The 23,688-nt window shown below is 65.3% G+C and carries 22 protein-coding genes; 9 read left to right on the forward strand and 13 right to left on the reverse strand.

Features of this window, described 5'->3' with window-relative positions; all coding sequences use genetic code 11:
* Window positions 1-20: 20 nt before the first annotated feature.
* The gene (locus R3355_RS12875; protein WP_318961527.1) at window positions 21-1,043 is read right to left on the reverse strand and encodes a GlxA family transcriptional regulator; all 1,023 of its coding nucleotides are present in this window, start codon (window positions 1,041-1,043) and stop codon (window positions 21-23) included.
* A gap of 165 nt (window positions 1,044-1,208) precedes the next feature.
* Between R3355_RS12875 and R3355_RS12880 the strand changes: the two genes are divergently transcribed.
* Window positions 1,209-2,261, forward strand: coding sequence for a class I SAM-dependent methyltransferase (locus tag R3355_RS12880; protein WP_318961573.1), 1,053 nt, complete (start codon window positions 1,209-1,211; stop codon window positions 2,259-2,261).
* 88 nt (window positions 2,262-2,349) lie between these two features.
* Here R3355_RS12880 and R3355_RS12885 read toward each other — a convergent pair whose 3' ends face one another.
* From R3355_RS12885 to R3355_RS12905, 5 genes are all read right to left on the reverse strand, one after another.
* A complete protein-coding gene (locus tag R3355_RS12885; protein WP_318961528.1) occupies window positions 2,350-3,012 on the reverse strand; it encodes an ATP-binding cassette domain-containing protein in 663 nt (220 codons plus the stop codon).
* Window positions 3,005-3,766, reverse strand: a complete 762-nt coding sequence (locus R3355_RS12890; protein ID WP_318961529.1) for an ABC transporter permease — start codon at window positions 3,764-3,766, stop codon at window positions 3,005-3,007. The genes R3355_RS12885 and R3355_RS12890 overlap by 8 nt, the downstream gene beginning before the upstream one ends.
* Window positions 3,763-4,794, reverse strand: a complete 1,032-nt coding sequence (locus tag R3355_RS12895; RefSeq protein ID WP_413243507.1) for an ABC transporter substrate-binding protein — start codon at window positions 4,792-4,794, stop codon at window positions 3,763-3,765. Before R3355_RS12895 ends, R3355_RS12890 begins: the two co-directional genes overlap by 4 nt.
* A gap of 92 nt (window positions 4,795-4,886) precedes the next feature.
* Window positions 4,887-5,252: a DUF167 family protein gene (locus R3355_RS12900; protein ID WP_318961531.1), complete on the reverse strand. Its 366-nt coding sequence runs from the start codon at window positions 5,250-5,252 to the stop codon at window positions 4,887-4,889.
* A gap of 306 nt (window positions 5,253-5,558) precedes the next feature.
* Complete coding sequence (locus R3355_RS12905; RefSeq protein ID WP_318961532.1) at window positions 5,559-6,944, reverse strand: flavin monoamine oxidase family protein; 1,386 nt, start codon at window positions 6,942-6,944, stop codon at window positions 5,559-5,561.
* A gap of 271 nt (window positions 6,945-7,215) precedes the next feature.
* Here R3355_RS12905 and R3355_RS12910 point away from each other — a divergent pair, with 271 nt between their 5' ends.
* Together R3355_RS12910 and R3355_RS12915 are read left to right on the forward strand one after the other, a co-directional pair.
* A complete protein-coding gene (locus R3355_RS12910) occupies window positions 7,216-8,007 on the forward strand; it encodes an SDR family oxidoreductase (protein WP_318961533.1) in 792 nt (263 codons plus the stop codon).
* Window positions 8,008-8,486: 479 nt separating this feature from the next.
* A complete protein-coding gene (locus R3355_RS12915) occupies window positions 8,487-9,218 on the forward strand; it encodes a substrate-binding periplasmic protein (RefSeq protein ID WP_318961534.1) in 732 nt (243 codons plus the stop codon).
* Window positions 9,219-9,305: 87 nt separating this feature from the next.
* On the opposite strand, the gene R3355_RS12920 is transcribed toward R3355_RS12915, so the two are convergent.
* The 4 genes from R3355_RS12920 to R3355_RS12935 form a co-directional block, all read right to left on the reverse strand.
* Window positions 9,306-10,622 carry a TldD/PmbA family protein gene (locus R3355_RS12920; protein WP_318961574.1) on the reverse strand — a complete coding sequence of 439 codons (1,317 nt, stop codon included), beginning with the start codon at window positions 10,620-10,622 and terminating at the stop codon, window positions 9,306-9,308.
* 17 nt (window positions 10,623-10,639) lie between these two features.
* A complete protein-coding gene (locus R3355_RS12925) occupies window positions 10,640-12,082 on the reverse strand; it encodes a TldD/PmbA family protein (RefSeq protein WP_318961535.1) in 1,443 nt (480 codons plus the stop codon).
* A gap of 378 nt (window positions 12,083-12,460) precedes the next feature.
* Complete coding sequence (dbpA, locus tag R3355_RS12930) at window positions 12,461-13,840, reverse strand: ATP-dependent RNA helicase DbpA (RefSeq protein ID WP_318946178.1); 1,380 nt, start codon at window positions 13,838-13,840, stop codon at window positions 12,461-12,463.
* Window positions 13,841-13,927: 87 nt separating this feature from the next.
* The gene (locus R3355_RS12935; protein ID WP_318961536.1) at window positions 13,928-14,833 is read right to left on the reverse strand and encodes an acyltransferase; all 906 of its coding nucleotides are present in this window, start codon (window positions 14,831-14,833) and stop codon (window positions 13,928-13,930) included.
* 408 nt (window positions 14,834-15,241) lie between these two features.
* Between R3355_RS12935 and R3355_RS12940 the strand changes: the two genes are divergently transcribed.
* The 5 genes from R3355_RS12940 to creC all read left to right on the forward strand — a co-directional run bounded on the left by R3355_RS12940 (window position 15,242) and on the right by creC (window position 21,669).
* Window positions 15,242-16,462, forward strand: a complete 1,221-nt coding sequence (locus R3355_RS12940) for an HD-GYP domain-containing protein (protein WP_318961537.1) — start codon at window positions 15,242-15,244, stop codon at window positions 16,460-16,462.
* 164 nt (window positions 16,463-16,626) lie between these two features.
* Window positions 16,627-17,127 carry an ATP-dependent zinc protease gene (locus R3355_RS12945; protein WP_318961538.1) on the forward strand — a complete coding sequence of 167 codons (501 nt, stop codon included), beginning with the start codon at window positions 16,627-16,629 and terminating at the stop codon, window positions 17,125-17,127.
* A gap of 190 nt (window positions 17,128-17,317) precedes the next feature.
* On the forward strand, window positions 17,318-19,348 hold the full coding sequence (locus R3355_RS12950; protein WP_318961539.1) for a methyl-accepting chemotaxis protein: 2,031 nt from the start codon (window positions 17,318-17,320) through the stop codon (window positions 19,346-19,348).
* Window positions 19,349-19,553: 205 nt separating this feature from the next.
* On the forward strand, window positions 19,554-20,243 hold the full coding sequence (gene creB / locus R3355_RS12955; protein WP_318961540.1) for a two-component system response regulator CreB: 690 nt from the start codon (window positions 19,554-19,556) through the stop codon (window positions 20,241-20,243).
* 1 nt (window position 20,244) lies between these two features.
* Window positions 20,245-21,669 (forward strand): two-component system sensor histidine kinase CreC, encoded by a 1,425-nt coding sequence (gene creC, locus R3355_RS12960; protein WP_318961541.1) that lies wholly within the window; start codon window positions 20,245-20,247, stop codon window positions 21,667-21,669.
* Window positions 21,670-21,807: 138 nt separating this feature from the next.
* Here creC and R3355_RS12965 read toward each other — a convergent pair whose 3' ends face one another.
* Both R3355_RS12965 and R3355_RS12970 read right to left on the reverse strand, forming a co-directional pair.
* Window positions 21,808-22,254 (reverse strand): GNAT family N-acetyltransferase, encoded by a 447-nt coding sequence (locus R3355_RS12965; protein ID WP_318961542.1) that lies wholly within the window; start codon window positions 22,252-22,254, stop codon window positions 21,808-21,810.
* Window positions 22,255-22,281: 27 nt separating this feature from the next.
* Window positions 22,282-22,791 carry a DinB family protein gene (locus tag R3355_RS12970; protein WP_318961543.1) on the reverse strand — a complete coding sequence of 170 codons (510 nt, stop codon included), beginning with the start codon at window positions 22,789-22,791 and terminating at the stop codon, window positions 22,282-22,284.
* 157 nt (window positions 22,792-22,948) lie between these two features.
* On the opposite strand from R3355_RS12970, the gene R3355_RS12975 reads away from it, so the two are divergent.
* The gene (locus R3355_RS12975) at window positions 22,949-23,098 is read left to right on the forward strand and encodes a DUF3096 domain-containing protein (protein WP_172152688.1); all 150 of its coding nucleotides are present in this window, start codon (window positions 22,949-22,951) and stop codon (window positions 23,096-23,098) included.
* A 37-nt stretch (window positions 23,099-23,135) separates the two neighbouring features.
* On the opposite strand, the gene R3355_RS12980 is transcribed toward R3355_RS12975, so the two are convergent.
* Window positions 23,136-23,624 carry an OsmC family protein gene (locus R3355_RS12980; RefSeq protein WP_318961544.1) on the reverse strand — a complete coding sequence of 163 codons (489 nt, stop codon included), beginning with the start codon at window positions 23,622-23,624 and terminating at the stop codon, window positions 23,136-23,138.
* Between the last annotated feature and the right edge of the window lie 64 nt (window positions 23,625-23,688).

Raw genomic sequence — 23,688 nt, forward strand, 5'->3', positions numbered from 1 at the left:
TTGCCGCATCGCCTTCGCTGCTACGGCCGCGCGAAGTCAGGTATGCGGAAACGCTTGCGGTAGGCGCTCGGGGCGAGGCCGGTGGTGCGTTTGAACAGGCGCCTGAAGAAGGCCGCATCCTCGTAGCCGACCCGCCAGCTGATCTCGTCGATCGAGGCGTCGGTCCGTTCGAGCCGGCGCTTGGCATCTTCGATGCGCAGGCGCTGGATGTAGGCGAGCGGGGTGAGGCCGGTCGCGCTCGCGAAGTGGCGCTTGAAGGTGCGCTCGGCGTACTTCGAGCGCTTGATCATCTCTTCCACCGGGTTGGCGACCGAGAAGTGCTCGCTCAACCACTGCTGTGCGCTCTGGATCTCGCCGTCGCCGTGGTCGGCCTTGCCCTCGAAGACGATGTAGGGCGCGAGGCCGTCCTGGTGCCATTGCAGGGCGAACAGGCGCGCGATTTCCTGGGCGCTGGTCGGGCCGGCGTAGCGCGCAATGAGGTAGAGCACCAGGTCGTGCCAGCTCATCGATGCGCCCGAGCTGACCAGTTCCTCGTGCTGCCCGGAGATTACCAGCACGCGCTCCGGATGAATCGCAACGGCCGGATAGGTGGCCGCGAATGCCTGTGCGTAGCCGAAGTGCACCGTTGCCTCCTTGCCATCGAACAGCCCGGTCTCGGCCAGCAGGAACACCCCCGAGCAGGCCGAGCAGAGTATGGCGCCGCGCTCGTGCATGCTGCGCAGCCACTCGACCAGGCGGGGATAGCGGCCTTGCTCCCAGCCTTGCGGGCGCAGCAGCACCGACGGGACGATCACGATGTCGCTGGTCTCGATGCTGTCGATTGCACGTTGCACCGAGATCGGAACGCCGCTCGCCAGTTCCAGGGGGCCCACGGCCTCGCCCACGATCTCGACCAGAAACGGTGCCGGCGCGGTGATACCCATCAGCGCGATCCCGTTGATCACATCGAAGATACCGGCGAGGGTGGAAACCGCGGCGTCGGGCAGCGCCACCAGGCTGACGTGGTAGGGGCTCGATCCGCCGTGGCTGGCTGGTCCGGTCATGCTGCGTGGTCCTCCTCGGTGCAAGGCGGCTGCCAATGGCACGAACGAACCGATTCCAGGCGCTTGCGGCTCTTCAGCAGAGTGGATAGCGCGACGATCATGATCGCGACCTCTGAGTCATTCGACAGAGCAAGAACGGAGCGCAATACCATGAACTCACCTGTAATCGATCAAACCAAGTTGGAGTCTTTTGTCATGCGTGCCGTAGGCGACCTGTCCGCCGCCTACGGTGGCGTGATGGTCAGCTTAGGCAGCAAGCTCGGACTGTACAAAGCCATGGCGGGTGTCGGCCCGATCAGCGCCGGGGAACTGGCTACCCGCACGGACTGCGCCGAGCGCTACGTGCGCGAGTGGCTGAACGCACAAGCCGCCGGTGGCTACGTGGGCTACCACGCCGTCAGCGATACCTACGAACTTTCACCCGAGCAGGCGCTGGTGCTGGCCGACGAGGAGAGCCCGGTGTTCATGCCCCCCGCCTGGCAGGTGCCGGCATCGATGTGGTTCGACGAGGAGAAGACCCTCGACGCCTTTCGCACCGGCAAGGGCGTGGCCTGGGGCGAGCACGACGGCCGTCTGCAATGCGGCGTGGCGGCCTTCTACCGCAACGGCTATCGGGCCAGCCTGGTCTCGGAGTGGCTGCCCGCGCTCGAAGGCGTCGTCGAAAAACTGGAGACCGGCATTGCGGTTGCCGACGTGGGCTGCGGCCACGGCCACTCGACCGTGCTGATGGCGCGAGCGTTCCCGCGGTCGCGCTTCCATGGCTTCGATGTGCATGGGCCCTCCATCGACGAGGCGTGGCATAACGCCGCGGATGCCGGCGTCGCCGAGCGCGTGAGCTTCGACGTGGCCCGGGCGGGGGACTACCCGGACCAACAGTACGGACTGATCTGCTTCTTCGACTGCCTGCACGACCTGGGCGATCCGGTCGCCGCGGCCCGCCATGCCGCCCGGGTGCTGGCGCCCGGCGGCACGGTGATGCTGGTCGAGCCGTTTGCCCAGGATCGGGTCGAGCACAATCTTTCGCCGGTCGCGCGGATCTACTACGCGGCGTCCAGCACCATCTGCTGTGCCCATGCGATCTCGGAGGGCGGCAATCTCGTCCTCGGTGCACAGGCCGGCGAGGCGCGCCTAGCCGAGGTGTTCCGCAAGGCAGGCTTCAGCCACTTCCGGCGCGCGGCCGAGACGCCCTTCAACCTGATTTTCGAAGCGCGTCGCTGACGACCTCGGCGGGGGGCCGGGCAACCGGGCCCCTGCCTCGCCTACCTTTTTCAACGGCCTGCTGACGCAGGAATCGCGCCGCTTGCGGCTAGGCGCATGGCGCGCGCAACGCCGCGCTGATACGGCTGGCGCTGGCGACTGCGGTCAGGGGCTGGTCCCATTGCAGTTCGGCGGGTGCACCATCCAGGTACCAGAGCCGGTTGGCCAACTGGTCGGCGTCCCTGGCGTCGTGGGTGACGCAGATCATCGCCATGCGCGGGTGCGCGTCCAGCAGGCGGGTGATCAGGCTACGCAGCTCGGCGGCACGGTCGGGGTCCAGCGAGGCGAAGGGCTCGTCCAGCAACAGCAGGTCCGGCTTGACCGCCAGGCTGCGGGCCAGCGCGGCGCGCCGAGCCATGCCCAGGGACAGCTGATCCGGCAGCGCCTCGGCGACCTCGGCCAGGCCGACCTGGGCCAGCAGCCTGTCGATCTCCTCGTCGCATGCGCCGACCATGGCCAGGTTCTGGCGTACGCTACGCCAGGGCAGCAGGCGGTGTTCCTGAAACAGGTAGCCGACCCGCAGCTCGCTGCTGCGTTTGATCATCCGCTCGCTCAGGCGCCGGTCCAGCCCGGCGATGCCATTGAGCAGGGTGGTCTTGCCCACGCCGGAAGGCCCCAGCAGGCAGATGCGATCGCCCTCGGCGACCCGGGCCGTGATCGCGCCCAGGATCGGGTGGCCGCTGGCCCGGCCGTCGATCTGTAGCTCAAGCATGTTGCGCTCCCGCTTCACGCCAGCGCGAGGCCCGTCGCTCCAGCGGTTGCAGCAGCGCCAGCTCGATCAGCTGCACCACCGCGATAAAGGCCAGGCTGTAGGCCAGGATGCTCGCCACATCGAACACCTGAAAGGCCATGTGCAGCTGAAAACCGATGCCGTCGGAGCGGCCGAGCAGCTCGACCACCAGCACGATCTTCCAGATCAGTGCCAGGCCGCCGCGAGTCGCGGCCATCAGGTAGGGGAACAGTTGTGGCAGCCAGACATCCGCCAGCCGCTGCCAGCGGCTGAAGGCGTAGACCTGGGCCATCTGCTCCAGCCTGGGGTCGAGGCTGCGCGCACCCTCGCGCAGCGTCACCGCGACATTCGGCACCTTGTTGATCACCACCGCCAGGACCGCCGCCGCTTCGACCAGGCCGAACCAGACATACAGCAGAATGATGGTGACCAGCGCCGGCAGATTGAGGAACAGCACCAGCAGGGGATCGAACAGCGCATTGGCCAACGCCGAGCGGCCCATCCACACGCCCAGGAGCGCGCCGAGCAGCATGGCCAGGACGAAACTGACGAGCACCCGGCGCAGGGTCACGCCCAAGTGCTGCTGCAGGTCGCCGCTCTGCAGCGACCGCCACAGCGAGTCCAGCACGGCACTCGGGGTGGGCAGCAACGGCGTCTCCAGCGTCGCGGCGATCGCGGCCCACAGCGCCACGGTCAGCGGCAGCATGATCCAGTAGGTCCAGCGTGGCGGTTTCATGGCCCGGCCCGGAAAAACAGCGCCTCAGGCAGCAGCTGCGCCGGATCGGTTCCGCTCAGGGTCAGCAGGCGACGCAGGTCGCTGACGCGCTCGGCATCCAGCGGTTCGGCAATCCCCGCGACGAAGCCGTCCCGCAGCGCGGCAAATACCGCGTCGTCCTCGGCGCGCATCAGCGGCCGGATGGCGTCCCAATGCGCCGGGGTGGCGGCCAGCTCGCTGTTGCTCTGGCGCAGCGCGCGGTCGAACTTGCCGAGCAACTCCGGATGCTGCCCGGCCCAGGCCTGCGGGAAGACATAGCCCAGCACCGGCAGGTCGGGGTGCAGGCCCAGCGCCTGCAGCAGGTCATCCAGGGCAAAGGCGGAGCGGCTGTCGCCCTCGGCACGCAGGCGTGCGGCAAAGTGCCAATAGGTCACCAGCGCATCCACCTGGCCGCGGCGCAGGGCCTGGTTCAGCAGCGGCGGCGCGGCGTACTGGATGTCGGCAGCGTGGCCCAGATCGATGCCTTGCCGGCGGGCCGCTTGCTGCACCAGTAGCCAGCCCAAGCTGTCAGGCCCGCCGGCCACGCCGATGCGCTTGCCCGCCAGATCGGCCACCTGGTCGATGGTACTGTCGCTGGCGACCACGATCTCGCCGATCTGCGACGAAAACGGCAGATACACAAAGGGCGTACCGGCGGCATAACGCGCCTGCGTCCAGAGCAGATCGGCCACGGCACCATCGACGCTGCCACTGGACACCGCCAGCCGCGAAGCCGGCAAATCGGCGACCAGCCTGACCTTGAGTTCGAAGCCATGCGCCCGGTCCAGCTGCCGGCGCTGCAGATGCTCGAGCCCCCAGTGCGCGGTACCGAACTGCAGCACACTGAGGGTCAGCACAGGCAATCGGCTGCCGGCATCTTCAGCCGGTTCGGCAGCCGTTGCGGTTGCACAGCCGAACAGCACCAGCAGCGCAAGTGCTGCAGTCACCCCGTGCAAAGCAGTCAGGGCGCGGAGAACCGGCAGGGCGAGGAGCAGGGTTAGACGCATCATAGCCTCAGGGTACGAAGCCGAGGGCCCGGCACGAATAGTACTTTGGTGCCTGTTTGCTGCTGCGATGGTCGAGTTTGGCCTGGGTGGCCTTGTTACCTGTCCGCCACTACTCCTGAAATGGCCTTGGCCACTACCGGAGGCAACTTTTTTGGCGCCCTGATACGTAACTGCTTATTGATGTTATAGCGGCCAAAAACAACCGTTATGTCGGCAGCCGATACCGCAAATTCTTCAGCGAGAAACCTGACCATGTGGTCGGTGGCTTTGCCCGCGACCGGGCTGGCAGTGACGCTAACCTTGAGCTGAGCGCCTTTCGCCTTGCCAATGGCATCCTTCTTCGCGCCAGGTGTGCCCAGGATATTCAGCACCAGCGTTTCGCCATCCATGGCACAAAACGAAGACATTTTGAGTGCCTTGCCTGCGGGTTTGAGTGATGTAGTAGTGGGTGGTTTTTTCACTGTTCTCTCGAGTGAACTAGGTAAAAAGCCTAACCATCAGGCTAAGGCGAGGCGGGGAACACGCTCCTGAATGAGCGGAGCGAATGGCTTGACCCGTGAGCTGCTTTCATCGTGCTGCCAGCTACCAAGAATGATGACCGCCTGGGTAAATGAAGCATCCATGCGGCCAAACCTGGCGCGCCATTTGTAAACGCTCGCCGAGCTTGAGAAGGGTGATGATCTGGCTGTCGCGAACAACGCGATGTCTTCACGCAGAATTTGCTGGGTCCGATTCGGCGAAAATTCTATGTCTGACGAGCACTGATTTCAGGGGGAGTAGCGAAGGATCTCGCTAACGGCCGCTTCGGCGGATTGCAGGGCGCCCTCCATCCAACCCGAATAATCGGAGTAGTCCGATCCCGCGAGAACCAGCGGGCCTTCACGCTGCACCGGGGGCGACCCCCGCGACCCAGCGGGAACATAGGTGTAAGCCCCGCCGATCAGCGGATTGTGCTCCCAGTCTTCCCCGCGCGTCTTCACCGCTAAGGTGCGTAGCAGGGGAAGTTGCTGTCTTAGCAGCCGCTCCATGTCCTGGACGCCGCGAAACCGGGCCTCCTGGAGCCGCGCAAGGTGCCGGTTGACCGCCGTGGTGCTGAGTACCGCTTTACCGTTCGCGGAACGCTCCGGAAGTAGCCAGGTCATTCGCGGGAATTCGAACCCCATGATGTGCTGGCGGATGCCAAGCGCCGCGAACTCCCGGGCATCCACCTGCGCATGCACCTTCAATTCATGGGCGACGACCCGCGCTTCACCCCAGCGCGACAGCCAGCGTGGTCGTCCCGGCCGGTAGTCCAACGCCAGCAACGGCCCCAGCGGCAGCGCCAGCACGACCTGATCGGCGACGTGGGCCTCGCCAGCCGCATCCAGGAGCGTCGCCGTGTTCTCGCCGATCACCACGCTCCTGATTGGCGTGTTGCGCCGGATCGATTGCGCATGTCGTGCGACCAATGCCTCGGTCAGGCGATCGCTGCCGCCCGCCAGGGCCTGCGAGTTACCGCCGGTGGCCTCGCGGCGCGCAATGCGCTGGAAGTGCGCGGCGCTGATTTGCTCCGGGTCAACCGCGGCGAAGGCCCGAACGAAGGTTTCGCCGCGTCGCGAAAGCCCGAGATCCCGCAGCCACTGCAGGGCGTTGCGGGGATCGTCGTCGGCCAGCGGGTCGGCATTCACGGTATACGCAAGGTGCAGGCGGTGCGGCCAGCGGGTTTTCTCCCACGGTGACAGTCCGTCGGTCAAATCGGCGGGGAGGTCGGACGGAAGACGGAAACGAAGCATGCGGCCGCGGTGGCGGAATACCAGATCCCCTTCGAGGATCGGGTAGTCGATCAGCGGGATTCGCAAGTCGCCGGCGAGCCGGTGCACGCGTTGGTGGCTGCGCATGACCTGTTCGCCGCCGGCTTCGGCGCGAAGCCCCGGCTCCAATCCGTCACGTATCGTCAGGATGCGTCCACCGAGGCGCGCCGACGCCTCGAAAAGCACCGCTTGCCGGCCAGCGGCCTTCAGCGCATCGAGCACCGCGAGCCCGGCCAGGCCGCCTCCCACGATCAATACCGGCCGCTGAAGCGGCCCGCGGGTTTGTGCGAGCAATTTGCCTGATACCGCGAGTCCCGCGACGGTCTTGAGAAAATCCCTGCGCGATGAGGACCAATACTTCATGCAACAATCACCCGGATGACCGTCGTACCCGGTTGTACCGTGCAAGCACCGGCGGCAAAATGCTCGACAATCCGTAATGCGCCGCCGCTTTCGCGGCGATGCCTTAGAGGGTGTTTACAAAAGTAGCGAGCGATGGCCAGGCAAGGCGAAATCAGCCGAAAAAGCGGAGTGTACGAGTTGTACATGAGCATTTTGAGGCTGATTTCAACGCAGCATGGCCGAGCGCAGTAATTTGTAAACACCCTCTTACGTAGCCCAGAGGATACCTTGCATGCGTCAGGCCCGGCGACTGTCCATTATCGCGGTGTTGCTTGCCTGTTTCTTCCCAGTCGGTGTTTCGATTGCCGCGGAGGAGGCAGACCGATCCTCCACGGAAGCAGGACATCCTCAGCCGACTGTGGTCATCACCGGGGCCAATCGCGGGCTCGGTCTGGAATTCTCGCGCCAATTCGCAGCGGCCGGCGCCACTGTCATCGCCACCGCGCGGCGACCCGAAGACGCCGATGATCTGCGCAAGCTGGGGGTCCGGATCGAACAGCTGGACGTAGCCGACAGCGCCTCCGTGGCCAAATTCAGGGAACGGATCGGCGATCTGCCGGTGGACATCCTGATCAACAACGCGGGCATTGGCAGTTGGCTGTACCGGCTCGAAGAAGTCGATGCCGACGCGCTCGACCGCTATTTTCAAGTCAATACCCTGGGGCCGATGCGCGTGACCCAGGCGCTGCTGCCATCGCTTCGCCGCGGCGCCGGCAAGACCGTTGTCAATATCACCAGCGATATCGCCAGTCTCGAGCGCAACACGCGGGGAGGCGCATACGGTTATCGGGAGAGCAAGGCCGCCCTCAACATGTTCACCCGCACGCTGGCCGCAGAACTCCGTCGCGAGGAATTCATCTGCGTCGTGATAAGTCCGGGCTGGGTCCGCACCGACATGGGCGGCCCGGAAGCGACACAGAGCCCGACCGAAAGCATCGAGGCGGTCATCCGCGTGCTGCGCGGGTTGACGCCCAAGGACTCGGGGAAATTCCTGGATTATCGCGGTGAAGAACTCCCCTGGTGAATTCCCGTCTTCCTGAGATTGGGTCGTGGGGTCGGGCCTAGCCAACGGCCGTAAGCAGTAGGTAATCGCGTGACCGCGTGTTTTCACGCAACCGATACGCTGTGGATAAGCGCTTCCTGGCCAATTTCTCGCTGACGTGCCGCGAAAGCAGTGCGCAACGCCGAACCGGGACGTTATCGCGGGGCACTGCTGTGGCAAGCCTGGGCCATTCGGGTGATGGGCAACGCATACCAAGCTCCCTTTGGTAACGACGGGTAGGCAGGATGGCACCGGGCCAGCTAAGGTGTTTTGACCTTATAGCATTTGTCGTATAAGCAGCAATCCGTCTTTCTCCTGCCCCTGTGTGCAGCCGGTATACCAGCTGATGGTTATCGCAGGCTCCGCCCGCAGGGTGGTTTAGTGCGGTGATAACCAATAGGGCAGGCCCGCCGAGCGGCGGGATGACCAGTCTGGAATCTTTGCCTTATGGACAGCCCGTCATGAACGGATTGCGTGCGTTGTGCTTGTCGCTGGTGTTGCTGCCGCTGGCTGTGACGGCCGAGACCCTGCGTCTGGTGGCCGACCCCTGGCCGCCGTTCACTGACCAGACCCTGCTGAATAATGGTGTGGCCTCGGATCTGGTGAGCAGTGCGCTGGGCCGTGCCGGTTATGCCACGGAGTATGCCCAGGTGCCCTGGGAGCGGGCGGTGCGCGGTTTGCAACGCAGCGATTACGATGTGCTGATCAACGCCTGGTATACAGAAGAGCGCGCGAGCTTCGGTTATTTCTCCCAGCCCTATCTGATCAACCGCATTCGCTTGCTGCGGCGCAAGGGCAGCGCCATCCAGTTCGAGCAATTGTCCGATCTGTATATCCAGCGCATCGCCGTGGTGCGCGGCTATGCCTATTCCGCCGAGTTCAACGGCGACCCGCTGCTGTACAAGATTAGCGTCGGTAATTTCACTAGCGCTGCGCGCATGCTGCATGCCAAGCGAGTCGAGTTGACCCTGGAGGATGAGTTCGTCGCCCGCTTTCACTTCGCTCGTGAGTTGAGCGGCATCCGCGATGAGCTGGAATTCCTGCCACAGCCGTTGAGCGAGAACGGCCTGCATATCCTGATCCGCCGCAGCCATCCGGACCATCAGCAGATTGCCGAGGCGTTCGACCGGGCTATCGTCGCCATGCGTGCCGATGGCAGCTATGCGGCGATTCTTGCGCGGCATGGGCTTTGATTGCGGATCTTCCTCCTGCCTGGCCGAGGGTGGCGGGTTGCACCCGCCCTACGCGTCCGCGTTGATCGGGCGACAGGTCTTGGCGAGCTAGAGCGTCAGGGTCAGGCGCCGGAGCAGGGCGCCGGGCAGCAGGGTCGAGCCATTGTGGCGCTGGTAATAGGTGCTGGTGGACAGGCTCAGCTCGCGCTCGCGGGTCAGGGCTTCGAGCTGGCTGCCGAGCAGGTCGTAGAGGCTGTCGTCGAAACGCATGCTGGCGAGCGGGGCCTGGAGCTTGCCGTCCTCGACCCAGAAGGTGGCGAAGCGGGTCATGCCGGTCAGGCGTGCGGCCGGGCGGTCGGAGTAGTTGAGGTACCAGAGGTTGCCGATGTACAGGCCGTCGCCGAGGCGGGCGAGGATCTGGTCCTGCTCCAGGCTGCCGGCGGCCATGGCCAGCGCCTGCGGGCTTTCCCAGGGGCTGGCGCCATTGGCCGCCAGGCCGTATTCGGCGGCGCTGCGGGCGCTGACCAGTTGCTCGCCGGGCTGGCCGGCGCGGATCAGATCCAGGTCGCGGCGCGGGTAGCCTTCGCCGGAAAAGGCCGGGCTCAGCGAGGCGCTGACCTGTTCCTGCAGGTGCAACAGCGGGCTGAGGCTGGCGGCGCCGGCATGCAGGCGTTGCAGCGGGCTGTCCTTGTCGGCCAGGGCCTGGGCGGAGAAGCCGCCCCAGCCGAGCAGTTCGATGATTTCCTGTAGGGCGGCGGGCGCCAGGTAGGCGCGGTAGCTGCCGGGCGCCAGGGTGCGCACCGGTCGGCCGAGGTAGGCCAGTTGCTCGCGCGCCTGCTGCATGCGCCGGGCGAAGGCGTCGGCCTGCCAGGTCTGGCCGGCGTACTGCGCCTTGACGGCCTGGCCGTTGGCGTGGAACAGGCTCCAGTCGAAATTGAAGCTGCTCGCCTGGTGCCAGCCGAAGGCGCCACTGGAGCTGGCGAAGCCACGGCTGAGCGGGCCGGCGGCATAGAAGCCGACCAGATCCAGGCCGTGTGCGGCCAGGCCGATCTGCTCGACCACCGCGGCGCTGTCCGGCAGGGGTTCGAGTTGCAGTACCTGACTGTGCCAGGCCTCGCGATTGAGTTGCAGGTACGGGTCGGGCGGCAACAGCGGCAGGGTCTGGCGCAGCTGCGTCAGGGCGTCGGCCAGGCGCTGGCGGTCGACCTGCAGTGCGCCGCTGAGGGTGACGTGCAACTCGGCATGGCGGCCGTCGCGGATCAGTTGCAGGGTCAGGCTGGCCTGTTGCACATGGCCGGCCTGGCGCACCTTGCCCTGGTTGAAGCGGATGAACTCGGAGGACTCGGCGCTGTAGCCGAGGCTGAATTCTTCGCCGGCACTCAGGGCGCCGCGCAGCCAGGCGGCCAGGGCTTCGAATTGGTTCAGTGCGTCTGGATTGGTCATCAGGCTGCTCCGCCGAATACGTCGATCTGGCTGAATACGCAGGCCGGGGTGGCGTGGCCGACGCGGATCACCTGGTTGGGCTCGCCCTTGCCGCAGTGCGGGGTGCCGAGTACCTCGCGGGTGCTGGCGTCGCCGACGGCCGCGAGCGAGCCCCAGAACTGGCTGGAGATGCCGCGGTAGTTGGGGTTCTTGACCACGCCACGCAGTTGGCCGTATTCGATCAGTTGGCCCCATTCGCAGCCGAACTGGAATTTGTTGCGCGCGTCGTCGATCGACCAGGAGCGGTTGCTGGCCATCAGGATGCCGTGCTCGATGCCGCCGATCAGTTGCGCCAGGCTGTGGCTGCCCGGCTCGATATTGAGGTTGGCCATGCGGTCAATCGGCGGCCGGTTCCAGTTGCAGGCGCGGCTGGTGGCCACGCCCGCCAGGCCGCTGCGCCACTGCGACAGTGCTCCACCGAGGGGGCGCAACAGCAGGCCATCGCGGATCAGGTACTCGCGGCTGGCCGGGCTGCCGTCGTCGTCATGGGCGTAGCTGGCCAGCTCTTCGGGGATCTGTGGGTCGAAGGTCACGTTGAGCAGGCTGGAGCCGTACTGCAGATGGCCGAAGTCGCCGGCTTTGACGAAGCTGGTGCCGGCGAAGTTGCGTTCGTCGCCGAGGATGCGATCCAGCTCCAGCGGGTGGCCGATGGACTCGTGCAGTTGCAGGATCATCTGGTCCGGCATCAGCAGCAGGTCGCGCGGGCCGCTCGGCGCGTTGGGCGCCAGCAGCAGTTGCAGGGCCTGGTCGGCGACCTGCGGTGCGGCGCCGATCAGGCCCAGGCGCTCGATCACTTCGGCACCGCCCTGCTGGCCTAGATGGGCGCCGCCGAGGTTGCGGGTCTGGCTGTCCTGCCCATCGTAGGCGGTGACGCTGAGGTGTGGATAGGCGAAGTGCTGGGCCTGGCGCAGCTCGGCGCCGCTGTTGTTGAGGTAGAGCTGCGCGCTGCGGGTCAGGTCGAGACCGACCCGCCAATTGACCAGGCGCGGGTCGCTGGGCACGGCGGCGGACTCGGCGGCGAGCAGCTGGTAGCAGGCGGCGAGGGAGGGGAAGTTGTCTTCCAGGCCAGGAGAGCGGTATTCGCCGCGTTCGCTGGAGGGCGCCAGTGCCTGCAGCTCGAGCAGGGCCTGCGGGGCGATCCGCCGGGCCATTGCCGTGGCCCGCTCCAGCGCGGCCTGCAGGCCCTGGCGCGAGAGGTCGCTGGTCGCCGCGTAGGCCTCGACTCCGGCCACTCGCACACTGAGCATCGCGCCCTGGTCGCTGCTGAAGCGCGGCGGCTCGGCCACCTGCTTGCGCATCGCCAGGTGCTGGCTGTCCTCGCGCACATAGCGCAGCGACCAGTATTCGGCGTCGCTGTGCAGGGCGGCGAAGTGCTGCTTGAGTGTGGCGAAGGCCTCGAACATATGGCGGCTCCTGTGGTGTGGCGCCCGCGCTATGCGGGGCTGGAGGATGCCGGCGACAACCGACTGCAAACGTCATGATTGCCCAAGGGCAGGGTATGCGACAAGCGGGAGGGCGGGGGGGCGGGTTGTAGGGGCAGGGAGCGAGGGAAAAGGCATTGTCGGGTAGTGGTTAGGCGCGCAGTTATTGGCGCCTCAACCCATGGGACATGGCCTATTACCGCTTGGTGGGTTACGTGACGCACCGCTACCGCAGGCACTGCTCGAACACTGCTCGGCGTCACTAACCCACCCTTGTATCTCGCGTAACCCGCAACGAGTACCTGGTGCGCACGGCGCACCCTACGGACCGAAAGTGCAGGCTGGCGGAGCTGTGCTGCCTTACAGCGAGCGCACGCGCAGTGTGCGGCCCTTGATCTTGCCTTCGCTCAGGCGTTTCAAGGCCTGATGGGCCATGCTGCGTTCGACTGCGACATAGGCCTGGAAGTCGAAGATGGCGATCTTGCCGACCTGGCTGCCGGGGATGCCGGCATCGCCGGTGAGGGCGCCGAGGATGTCGCCGGGGCGGACCTTGTCCTTGCGTCCGCCGCTGATGCACAGGGTGATCATCGGTGGTTGCAGGGGTTCGCCGGCCTTGGCCTTGAGGCTGTTCAGCGGGTGCCAGTTGAGCGGGCTCTTCTGCAGGGTCTCGATGGCCTGGGCGCGATGGCCTTCGGCGGGGGCGACCAGGCTCATGGCCATGCCTTTCTCGCCGGCGCGACCGGTGCGGCCGACGCGGTGGATGTGGATTTCCGAATCGCGCGCCAGTTCGACATTGATCACCATGTCCAGGGCGTCGATGTCCAGGCCGCGGGCGGCGACATCGGTGGCGACGAGAACCGACAGGCTGCGGTTGGCGAACATCGCCAGCACCTGGTCGCGGTCGCGTTGTTCCAGGTCGCCATTCAGCGCCGCGGCGGAAATACCGTTGGCGGCGAGATGGTCGACCACTTCCTGGCATTGCTGCTTGGTGAAGCAGAAGGCCACGCAGGATTCGGGACGGAAGCAGGCGAGCAGCTTGACCACCGCGTCCATGCGCTCCTCGGGGGAGATCTCGTAGAAGCGCTGTTCGATCTGCGCGTCGTCGTGCATGGCCTCGGCCTTGACCTGCTGCGGGTTGCGCATGAAGGCCGCGGACAACTGCTTGATGCTCGACGGGTAGGTGGCGGAGAACAGCAGGGTCTGCCGCTTGCTCGGGGTCTGGCCGATGATGTCGGCGATGCTGTCGTAGAAGCCCATGTCGAGCATGCGGTCGGCTTCGTCGAGCACCAGGGTGTTGAGGCCGTCGAGCTTCAGGGTTCCCTTGGCCAGGTGCTGCTGGATGCGCCCCGGGGTGCCGACGATGATCTGCGCGCCGTGTTCCAGCGAGCCGATCTGCGGGCCGAAAGGCACGCCGCCACACAGGGTCAGGACCTTGATGTTGTCGGCGCCACGGGCCAGGCGGCGGATTTCCTTGGCCACCTGGTCGGCCAGTTCGCGGGTCGGGCACATGACCAGTGCCTGGCAGCCGAAGTAACGCGGGTTGAGCGGGTTGAGCAGGCCGATGCCGAAGGCGGCGGTCTTGCCGCTGCCGGTCTTGGCCTGGGCGATCAGGTCCATGCCCTTGAGCATCACCGGCAGGCTCTGCGCCTGGATCGGCGTCATCTCGGTGTAACCGAGCGACTCGAGGTTCGCCAGCATGGCGGCGGACAGCGGCAGTGAGGAGAAAGCGGTGTGGGTCACGGTTCAGGCCTGCAAATCGAAATGGCGCGCAGTGTAGCAGGCGGGGGCGCTGGCGTTACTGTTGGTGCGACCGGGGGCAGCGTTGCCTCAATCGGTCGTGGGGGCGTGCAGTTCGGCGCGCAGGGCGGCGATGCGCGCATCCTTGTCCTGCCACAGGCGGCTGACCCAGCCCTGCAGGAACACGCGGAACTGTGCATCGTTCTGGTAATCGCCCTGCCACAGCGCCGGGTCGAGGGCGTGGGTCTGGATATCGATGATGACTTTCGGCACCCGGCCGCAGAGCAGATCCCAGAAACCGGGGATGCGTTCGCTCGGGTAGACCACGGTGACATCCAGCAGCGCATCCAGCTGTTCGCCCAGCGCGGCCAGGACGAAGGCCACGCCGCCGGCCTTGGGCTTGAGCAGGTAGCGATAGGGCGAACCTTGCGCGGCGTGCTTGGCCGGGGTGAAGCGGGTGCCCTCGAGGTAGTTGACCACGGTTACCGGCAGGTCCTTGAATTTCTCGCAGGCGCGTCGGGTGATGGTCAGGTCTTCGCCTGCCCGCTCCGGGTGCCTGGCCAGGAAGGCCTTGGAGTAGCGCTTCATGAACGGGTAATCCAGGGCCCAGAAGGCCAGGCCGAGCAACGGCACCCAGATCAGTTGGCGCTTGAGGAAGAACTTGAAGAAGGGCGCCTTGCGGTTGAACGCCTGGATCAGGGCCGGGATATCCACCCAGGACTGGTGGTTGCCGATCACCAGGTAGGAGGTGTCCTGGCGCAGCTCGGCGCCGCCGCGGATGTCCCAGACGGTCGGCAGCAGGCCGGCGAAGATCAGTTTGTTCAGCTCGGCCCAGGTTTCCGCCACCCACATCACCCCGCGCGAGCTGGCGGCCTTCAGGGCCTTGCCCGGCAGGAGGAACTTGCCCAGGGCGATCAGCAGCAGCGGGCCGATCAGGCTCAGGGTGTTGAGCAGCAACAGCAGGGTGACGCTCAGGCCGGTCAGCAGGTGGCGCATGGGTACTCCTTGTCGTGCGCGGGCTGGGGCCATGATAGGCAGGCATGGTCCTGGCTCCAAGCCGAGAGGCTGTGAAAAACTTCCGTCTGCTGCGGCCGTCCTTATTAAAGCGGCGGCCCAGGCTCCGAGCCATTACCTCGAACAAGCCGCGGCCCGGGTGTACTCGCCGCAGGCAGTGCACCCTGGTTACTCGGCGCGGTACAAGGCTGGCGGGTTGTCGCTGCGCGCCGAACGGATCGCCGCCCGAGCCGCCCGACGGAGTGTCGCCGAACGCACGGAGACGGTCTCGTGACGGCGCTCGGTATTTTCACTGCAGGGTCGAGGGAAATAGTTGTGCGATGGCGGTATGCCACTATCGTGGATGGCTTATGCTTAGCGGGTTCATTCATTGCCGTCATGGTCGCCGCCGTGCTTAAGCGCATTTCCGTCACCGAGTTGCTCGAGGGTATGTACATCCATGAGCTGTGCGGTTCATGGATGGAACATCCGTTCTGGAAGACCCGCTTTCTCCTGAGCAACCCCAAGGATCTGCAGCGTATTCGCGACAGTGGCATTCGCGAGTTGTGGATCGACACCAGCAAGGGGTTGGATCTGCCGAGCGGGCAAACGGTCGAGCAGGTGGCGGAGGAAACCGCGGCGGTATTGCTCGCGGTCACACCTGTGGTGGAAGGCAAACGCACCGCGCTGGAGGATGAAATCGCCCGTGCCGCCAAGCTCTGCGACAGCGCCAAGAAGGCGGTGATGCAGATGTTCGGCGATGCCCGCATGGGCCGGGCAATTGACGTCGCCCATGTGGCCGAACTGGTCGATGACATTGCCGCCTCGGCATTGCGTCAGCCGCATGCCTTGATCAGCCTGGCGCGGCTCAAGCACGCCGACGAATACACCTACATGCATTCGGTGGCGGTCTGCGCGCTGATGATCGCCCTGGCGCGCCAACTCGACCTGGCCGAGGCCGAAGTGCGCGAGGCGGGCATGGCCGGGTTGCTGCACGACATCGGCAAGATGCGTATTCCGTCGGCACTGCTGAATAAACCGAGCAAATTGAGCGATAGCGAGTTTGCCACCATGCGCCGCCATCCCAAGGAGGGCGCGCGGATTCTGCTCGATAGTCGGCAGGTCAGCGCACTGGTGCTGGACGTGTGCCTGCATCATCACGAAAAGATTGACGGTAGCGGCTATCCAGATCACCTGGCAGGTGAGCAGATCAGTCTGTTCGCCCGCATGGGCGCGGTCTGCGACGTGTATGACGCGATTACCTCGAACCGTCCGTACAAGACAGGGTGGGGGCCGGCCGAGTCGATCCACAAGATGGCGGAGTGGAGCAAGGGGCATTTCGATGAGAGGGTGTTCCAGTCGTTTGTCCGGGCCGTCGGTATCTACCCCACCGGTTCGCTGGTGCGCCTGCAGAGCGGCCGTCTCGGTGTGGTGCTGGAGCAACACGCCACTTCGTTGCTGATGCCCAGAGTCAAGGTGTTCTTCTCGGCCCAGTCGAAGGCGCCGATTGCCGAGGCAATAGTCGACCTGGCCGAATGGGTCGGTCGCGACAAGATCGTCAGCCGCGAATCCGCCGCCGAATGGGGATTTTGCCACCTGGATGAACTGTGGACGGGCTTGTCCGCCAGGTAACTGCGCGCTGGTGAAAAAACGCTCGCTCACTGCGGCCGCCTCCAGACGCCCGCTGCGGCGCGCGATTTTTTCACCAGCGCCGTAGCGACGGCCGACAGCCGGTCGAACCATCCGCCGCCGAGCCGGTCGGAGTTTCTGACGTTTTTACGGAGCACTGACAGGTTATGAAGATTGTTGCTGCACTATTGGCCTTGGTCGCTTTGCCGGCGATGGCCAATCAACCGGCGCTCTACGGGCGCTACGAATACATCGAGTTGCCGCAAGTCGGACAAACCCTGAAAGCCAAGATGGACACCGGCGCGGTGACCGCCTCGCTGTCGGCCAAGGACATCCAGCAGTTCAGGCGCGACGGCAAGGATTGGGTGCGCTTCCGTCTGGCCACCGAGAATGCCGACGACACCCTGTTCGAGCAGCCCCTGACCCGCATCAGCGAAATCAAGAACCGCGCCGAAGAGCAAGGGGCGGCCAGCAGCCCGACGCTGGCCAAGCGTCCGGTGGTCGATATGCAACTCTGTCTGGGTAAGCAGTTGCGCACCGTCGAGGTCAACCTCACCGACCGCAGTCACTTCGATTATCCGTTGCTGATCGGCACCAGCGCCTTGCGTGATTTCGGCGTGGCGATCAATCCGGCGCAGCGCTATACCGCCAATCAGCCGCAGTGCTGAGCCGTTATTGGCCTATGCTGCAAGCAGCCGTCCGTGCTGCTTGCCTGACCTGAGAAGCTGTGAAAAAACGCTCGCTACGGCGCTTGATTTTTTCACCAGTCCTGATTCGAGTAGCCCGGCGTAATTCTTGCTAGATGATGTTCTTTGTCACACCTGCTGCAGGTGTGCATGGATGCGTTGAGGTGTCGTTATGACTGGAGTACTCAAGCCGGGTGTGCGCGTTCTGGAACGTTTCAGTTTCGCGCGTAAATTTCAGCTGCTGTTCGTGTTGTTCGTCCTGCCGTTGGGTTATGCGCTGTGGGTGATCACTAGCGATCATCTGGCCCGCCTGACGCTGATCGACCAAGAGCTGGAAGGCATGCACGGGGTGCAGGCGCTGGGTGCGGTACAGCGTGAGGTGATCGCGCAGCGTACCTTGCTGGCGCGCTGGAAGGGCACCGATAAACCGGCCAAGGCGCTGCTGGAGCAACGCGCGAGCGGTCTCGATCAGGCGCTGGAACAGGCTGCGACCCAGTTGGCGAGTGTGCCATCGAGCGCCCAGGCACGTGAGCAATTGGCCGCGCTGCAAGCTCTGCGTGCCGAATTGAATGTGGCTGCAGTGGGAAAATTGGCGCTACCGGATGCCCTGGAGCGTTACCAAAAGACCCTGTTGCAGCTGATGGCACTGCGTGAGCAGGTGGCCACCGACAGTGGTTTGATTCTCGATCCGAACCTCGACACCTACCTGATGATGGAGCAGCTGACCTTCACCCTGCCGCGCCTGCAGGAAAGCCTCGGCAGCTTCGCCAGCCACGGTTATGGTGCGGTGTTCTCGCAGTATTTCACCCTGCAGAGCCGGGTGCTGATCCGCGATTTGCGCCGCAGCCTGGACGAGTCGCGCAGCCAGTTGATCAAGGCGCGCGCGACTCTCGGTCCGCAGGCGTCGCAGTCGATGGGTGATTTGCAAGCGTCATTCGTCGAGGCCGAGCAAGGTTTCGACGGGTTTCTCCTCGAGATCGACCGCGATATGTTCGAGGCCAGCCCCATGGCCTTGAGTCCGCAACAGTTCATCGAGCGGGTCGACGTTTTACAGACGCAACTGTCGGGCCTGCAGCAGGCGTTGTACCAGCAGTTCGCCCAGAGCCTGGGCGACTACCGTCAGCAGGCGCAGCGGGAAATGTGGCAGGTGATCGCCGTGTTCGGTCTGCTGACCCTGCTGGCGCTCTACGTGCTGTTCTGCCTGAACGCCTCTATTCGGCGTAGCACCTCCGGCATTATCGAGGCCGCGCAGGGCCTGCGTGACGGCGACTTGCGCGTGCACATGCAGGTGCATGGCGCAGACGACCTGGCGAGCATCGCCACCGCGCTGAATGCCGCGGTCGCCCAGTTGCGCGGATCGCTGCAGGGTGTCGATCAGGAAAGCCAGAGCCTCGGCGGCACCGTGCAGTTGCTCAGCAGCCAGGCGCAGAACGCACTGGCGGCGGTGGAGCAGCAGCAGGGGCAGATGAGCCAGATCGCCACCGCCGCTACGCAGATGGCCGCCACCGCACAGAGTGTGGCGCAGAGCTGCGAGGAGGCCGCGGTGGAAGCCGGACAGACCCGTGAAATCGCCAACCAGAGCAACCAGCGCAGCGAACGTACCAGCGCCAGCATGCGCCAGCTCAGCAGCCGCCTGGGCGACAGCGCCGCGACCCTGCAGCAACTGCGGGTGCAGACCGAGCAGATCACCCGGGTGGTCGATGTGATCAAGGGCATCGCCGAACAGACCAACCTGCTGGCGCTCAACGCCGCCATCGAGGCGGCGCGTGCCGGCGAGCAGGGTCGCGGTTTCGCCGTGGTCGCCGACGAGGTGCGCTCGCTGTCGCAACGCACGCAGAACTCCACCGCGGAAATCGCCCAGACCGTGGCCGACCTGCACCGGGTGGTCGGCCAGTCGGTCAGCCTGATGGAGGAGGCCGTGCAGCAGGCCGAGGGCGATGTCGGCAGCGTGCTGGCCATGGGCGAGGACATGTCCGGGATCGTCGAGTCGGTGCAGCGGGTCAGCGACCGCCTGGCGCAGATCGCCACCGCTGCCGAACAACAGGCCGCCACCGCGGACGAGGTCAGCGGCAATATCCAGCAGGTCGATCAGGGCGCCAGCGCCATGCTCGACGGCGCCCAGGCGGTGAGCGAAGCCGCCGAGCAGCTGCGCCGCGGCAGCCAGGTGCTGGCGCAGAACACCGGGCGCTTCCAGTTGGGTTGAAGGCCCGATAAAGGGCTTTCATTGCGCACGACCGGGCCATCGCATCGGCGGGTTACGCGGCGCGCAGAAGGCGGAGGTGTGCTTGGGCCCGCTGTCCTGCGCCGCTAACCCGCCCTACGGCCCACGGCCGTTGCATGCCTCGGCTTGACGCTGCGCCCGCCCTGTCGCAGTCTGCCGGCCGTGACCGCCCCTGTGCAGGACGCCCATGCCGTACATTCTGATCGTTGAAGATGAAGCCGCGATTGCCGACACCCTGATCTACGCCCTGCAGGCCGAGGGTTTCGCCACCTGCTGGTTGGGCCTGGGTGGCGTGGCGCTGGAGCGCCTGGCGGGCGAGCCGTTCGACCTGGTGATTCTCGATGTCGGCCTGCCGGATATCGGCGGATTCGAAGTCTGCAAGCGCCTGCGGCGTTTCTCCGAGGTGCCGGTGATCTTCCTCACCGCACGCAGCGAGGAGATCGATCGGGTGGTGGGCCTGGAGATCGGCGCCGACGACTATGTGGTCAAGCCTTTCAGCCCGCGGGAAGTGGCCGCGCGGGTCAAGGCCATACTCAAGCGCACGGCCCCGCGTCCGCTCGCCGGCGAGGACCTGCCCGCCGTAGCGGCGCCGCTGTGCATCGACGGGCAACGCTATCAGGCCCACTACCACGGTCAGCGGCTCAACCTGACCCGCCACGAGTTCCGCCTGCTGCAGACCTTGCACGGCCAGCCGGAACGGGTGTTCAGCCGCGAGCAGTTGCTCGATGCCCTCGGCGTGGCGGCCGGCGCCGCTTACGAACGCAGCATCGACAGCCATATCAAGAGCCTGCGCGCCAAGCTGCGCCAGGTGGCCGCCTCGGCCGAGCCGATCCAGACCCACCGCGGCCTGGGCTACAGCTACAGCCCGGAGCGCTGAGATGCCGCTCGGCGTACGCATCTTCCTGGTCTACTTCCTCTTCGTCGGCCTGGCCGGCTGGTTCGTGCTGAGCACGGTGATGGACGAGATTCGCCCCGGCGTGCGCCAGTCCACCGAGGAAACCCTGGTCGACACCGCCAACCTGCTGGCGGAGATCTTGCAGGGCGAGGTCAAGGCCGGCAGCCTGCAGCAGGGTCGCCTGCCCGCATTGCTCCAGGCCTACGGCCAGCGCCAGCCCCGGGCAAGCATCTGGGGCGTGACGAAGACCCAGGTCAACCACCGCATCTATGTCACCGACGCCCAGGGCAGGGTGCTGCTCGACTCCACGGGGGCGGCGGTGGGCCAGGACTATTCGCGCTGGAACGATGTGCTGCTGACCCTGCGCGGCGAATACGGCGCGCGCTCGACCAAGGAAGACCCGAACGACCCCGACTCATCGGTGATGTACGTGGCGGCGCCGATCATGGATGGCACACGGATCATCGGTGTGGTCTCGGTGGCCAAGCCCAACCGCACCCTGCAGCCCTATATCGAGCGTTCCGAGCAGCGTCTGGCCTGGCTCGGCGGTGGCCTGATCGTGCTCGGTCTGCTGATCGGTGCACTGCTGTCCTGGTGGCTCAGCGCCGCTCTGCGCAAACTGACCCGCTATGCCCAGGCGGTTAGCGCTGGCGAGCGTGCCGAGCTGCCCAGCGTACGCGGTGGTGAGCTGGCGCAGCTGGCCCAGGCCATCGAACGTATGCGTACCGAGCTGGAAGGCAAGGCCTATGTCGAGCGCTATGTGCACACCCTGACCCACGAGCTGAAAAGCCCCCTGGCGGCCATCCGCGGCGCCGCCGAACTGCTCGACGGCGAGATGCCGGGCGAGCAGCGCCAGCGCTTCGTGGCCAATATCGGCCAGGAGAGCGCGCGCATCCAGCAACTGATCGAACGCCTGCTGCACCTGGCCCAGGTGGAGCAGCGCCAGGGCCTGGAAGAGCAGGTGGCGGTGCTGCTGCGGGCGCTGGTCGATGCCCTGCTGCAGGCGCAGATGGCGCGTATCGAGGCGGCGGGCTTGCAGATCGACAACCTGATCGATGCCGAGCTGTGCGCCCGCGGCGAAGCCTTCCTGCTGCGCCAGGCTTTGGCCAACCTGCTGGACAACGCCCTCGATTTCACCCCGCCTGGCGGGGCGATCCGCTTCAGCGCCAAGGCCACGGGCCGCCAGATCGAGCTGCTGCTATTCAACCAGGGCGAGCCGATTCCCGACTACGCCCTGGCACGTCTGTGCGAACGCTTCTACTCCCTGCCGCGCCCCGCCAGCGGGCGCAAGAGCACCGGCCTGGGCCTGAACTTCGTGCAGGAGGTGGTGCAGTTGCATGGCGGCGAGTTGCAGGTGGCCAATGTCGATGGCGGAGTCCAGGTGCGCCTGGTCGTTGGCCGCGCTTAGCTGCCCGCCGCTCCTACAGGTGCCTACAAGCCGATAGACGCGAATTCCTCCAGTTTGCTGCGCGATAGCACGGCGTCTGGACGACGGGGGATCTCCTGCCGAGCGCCCCCATGCTGGGCGCGTGGGAACCATCAACGGTCAAGCCGGCGGCCTGGCGATAGAGGCCTGCTTGGCATCCTGATCGAAACCAGCTGCGCGATAGAAACGCAGGGTAGCCGGATCCAGGCTGCTGGTCATCAGCATCACCTTGTAGCAGCCCTCCGCCCAGGCGTTGTCCAGTGCTCGGGCGAGCAGCGCCTGGCCGTAACCCCGTCGACGATAGGCAGCATGGCTCACCACGTTTTCGATAAGGCCATAGGGCCGGCAGCCGCGGGTCAGGTTGGCAATCAGGTTGAGGCAGCAACTGGCGACCAGGACGTCTTGCTCATACACGCCGAAGTAGCGGTAATCCGGGTTGCTCATGATCCTCCGCCACAGCCCCTCCAGCTGTGGGCGTGGCGGGAGCGGTGCATCCTGTGGGTGCAGGTGCTGATAGAGATCCAGCAGGGTATCCAGTTCATGGGCTTCAATAAGGCGTATTTGCATGTTCGTCAGCCTGCTGGGTGATGGCTTTCAGCGTGGTTGCCGGCGCTGCGGCTCGGCCTGATGCAAGAAGCGGCTGTAGATATCCCGCGGCGGCGCAATCGACAGCTGCGCCATGATCCGGCCCACTGCGCCGCGGTGGTAGCCGCCGTGACTGACGATATGCGCCAGCATCTCTTCGCGGCTCATGCAGCCGGCATCGCCGTCGACGAAGTGGAAGGCAATGCGCTCGCTCAACTGTTCGGCGCTTAATCCCTGCACATAGTCCAGGTACCAGCGGTCGCTGGCCTGCACCGCCTGGTAGAGCCCTTCGAGTGTCGGTGTCTCGGCGGTATTGCTGGCGCTGTAGCCGTGCTGCAGGCCCTGCAGGTTGGCGACAAAGATGCGGTCAACCACATAAATATGATTGAGGATGCGCAGGGCAGCATGCAGTTCGATCCGATGAATCTCGGGATCAAGCCGCTGCAATTCGGCGAACAGTTCCTGGTTGGCCCAGGCCTTGTACTGGAACAGTGAGGTCAGCAGGGTGGGAGTGCTCATGCAAGTCCTTAAGCAAGTCGGGGGGCATCAGCCTGTTGAAGTCGCGGTCAGGCAATCTGGCAGTCGGGTAGCGGGCATTGCAGTTGTGTTGAGGCTTAGCGTGCATACTGCGCGTGGAACATCAAAAACACGTTGAATTACTCGCCAGGAAAACGCCATGAATCTCGCACTGACTCCCCTGATTTCCCTGATCGCCGGCATCCTGATTCTGCTGGTGCCACGCCTGTTGAATTACATCGTGGCCATCTATCTGATCGTGATCGGTCTGGTCGGCATCTTCGGCGGCAACTTCAACCTGCGTTTCTAGCCGGTCGCTTTGACCCCGCTGGCGGCTTGAGTTCGTCTCAAGACCCGCCGGCGTCGTCATGGCGCGGCTCGCAGCGCACTTCGGTTCTTACCGAGTTGGCGATAAAACATTCCTCGTGGGCCTGGTGATGCATCTGCGCAATCTGCTCGCGGCTGGGCAGGCGCGTGCCGGAGAACTGCACGGCGGGGCGCAGGGTGATCCGGGCGATAAACTGCTTGCCGGCGGCATTGGCGCTCATCTGCCCGCTCGCCTGGTCGTGGTAGCGGTCTACGCAAAAGCCCTGTTTGCCGGCGATGGCGAGAAACCAGAGCATATGGCAGCTGGACAGCGAGGCGACGAAGGCCTCTTCCGGATCCACCGCCGCCGCATCCGAATACGGCACGGGCACCACATGGGGCGACGAGGAACCCGCTACTTCCGCGCCGCCATCGAAGCGCAGCAGGTGCCTTCTGCTGTAGCGGTTGTCGAGAAAGTTCTGTTCGCCGCGTTGCCAAAGCACTTCGGCACTATGTTTAGAGTGGGACATGCGGGTTCCTCGCAGGATTGAAGGCTGGGTGATGGGTGACGGTGGCCCGGGGCAGGCCGCTGCC

Origin of the sequence: Pseudomonas sp. (genome assembly GCF_033723075.1) — a bacterium.
Classification (GTDB): Bacteria; Pseudomonadota; Gammaproteobacteria; order Pseudomonadales; family Pseudomonadaceae; genus Aquipseudomonas.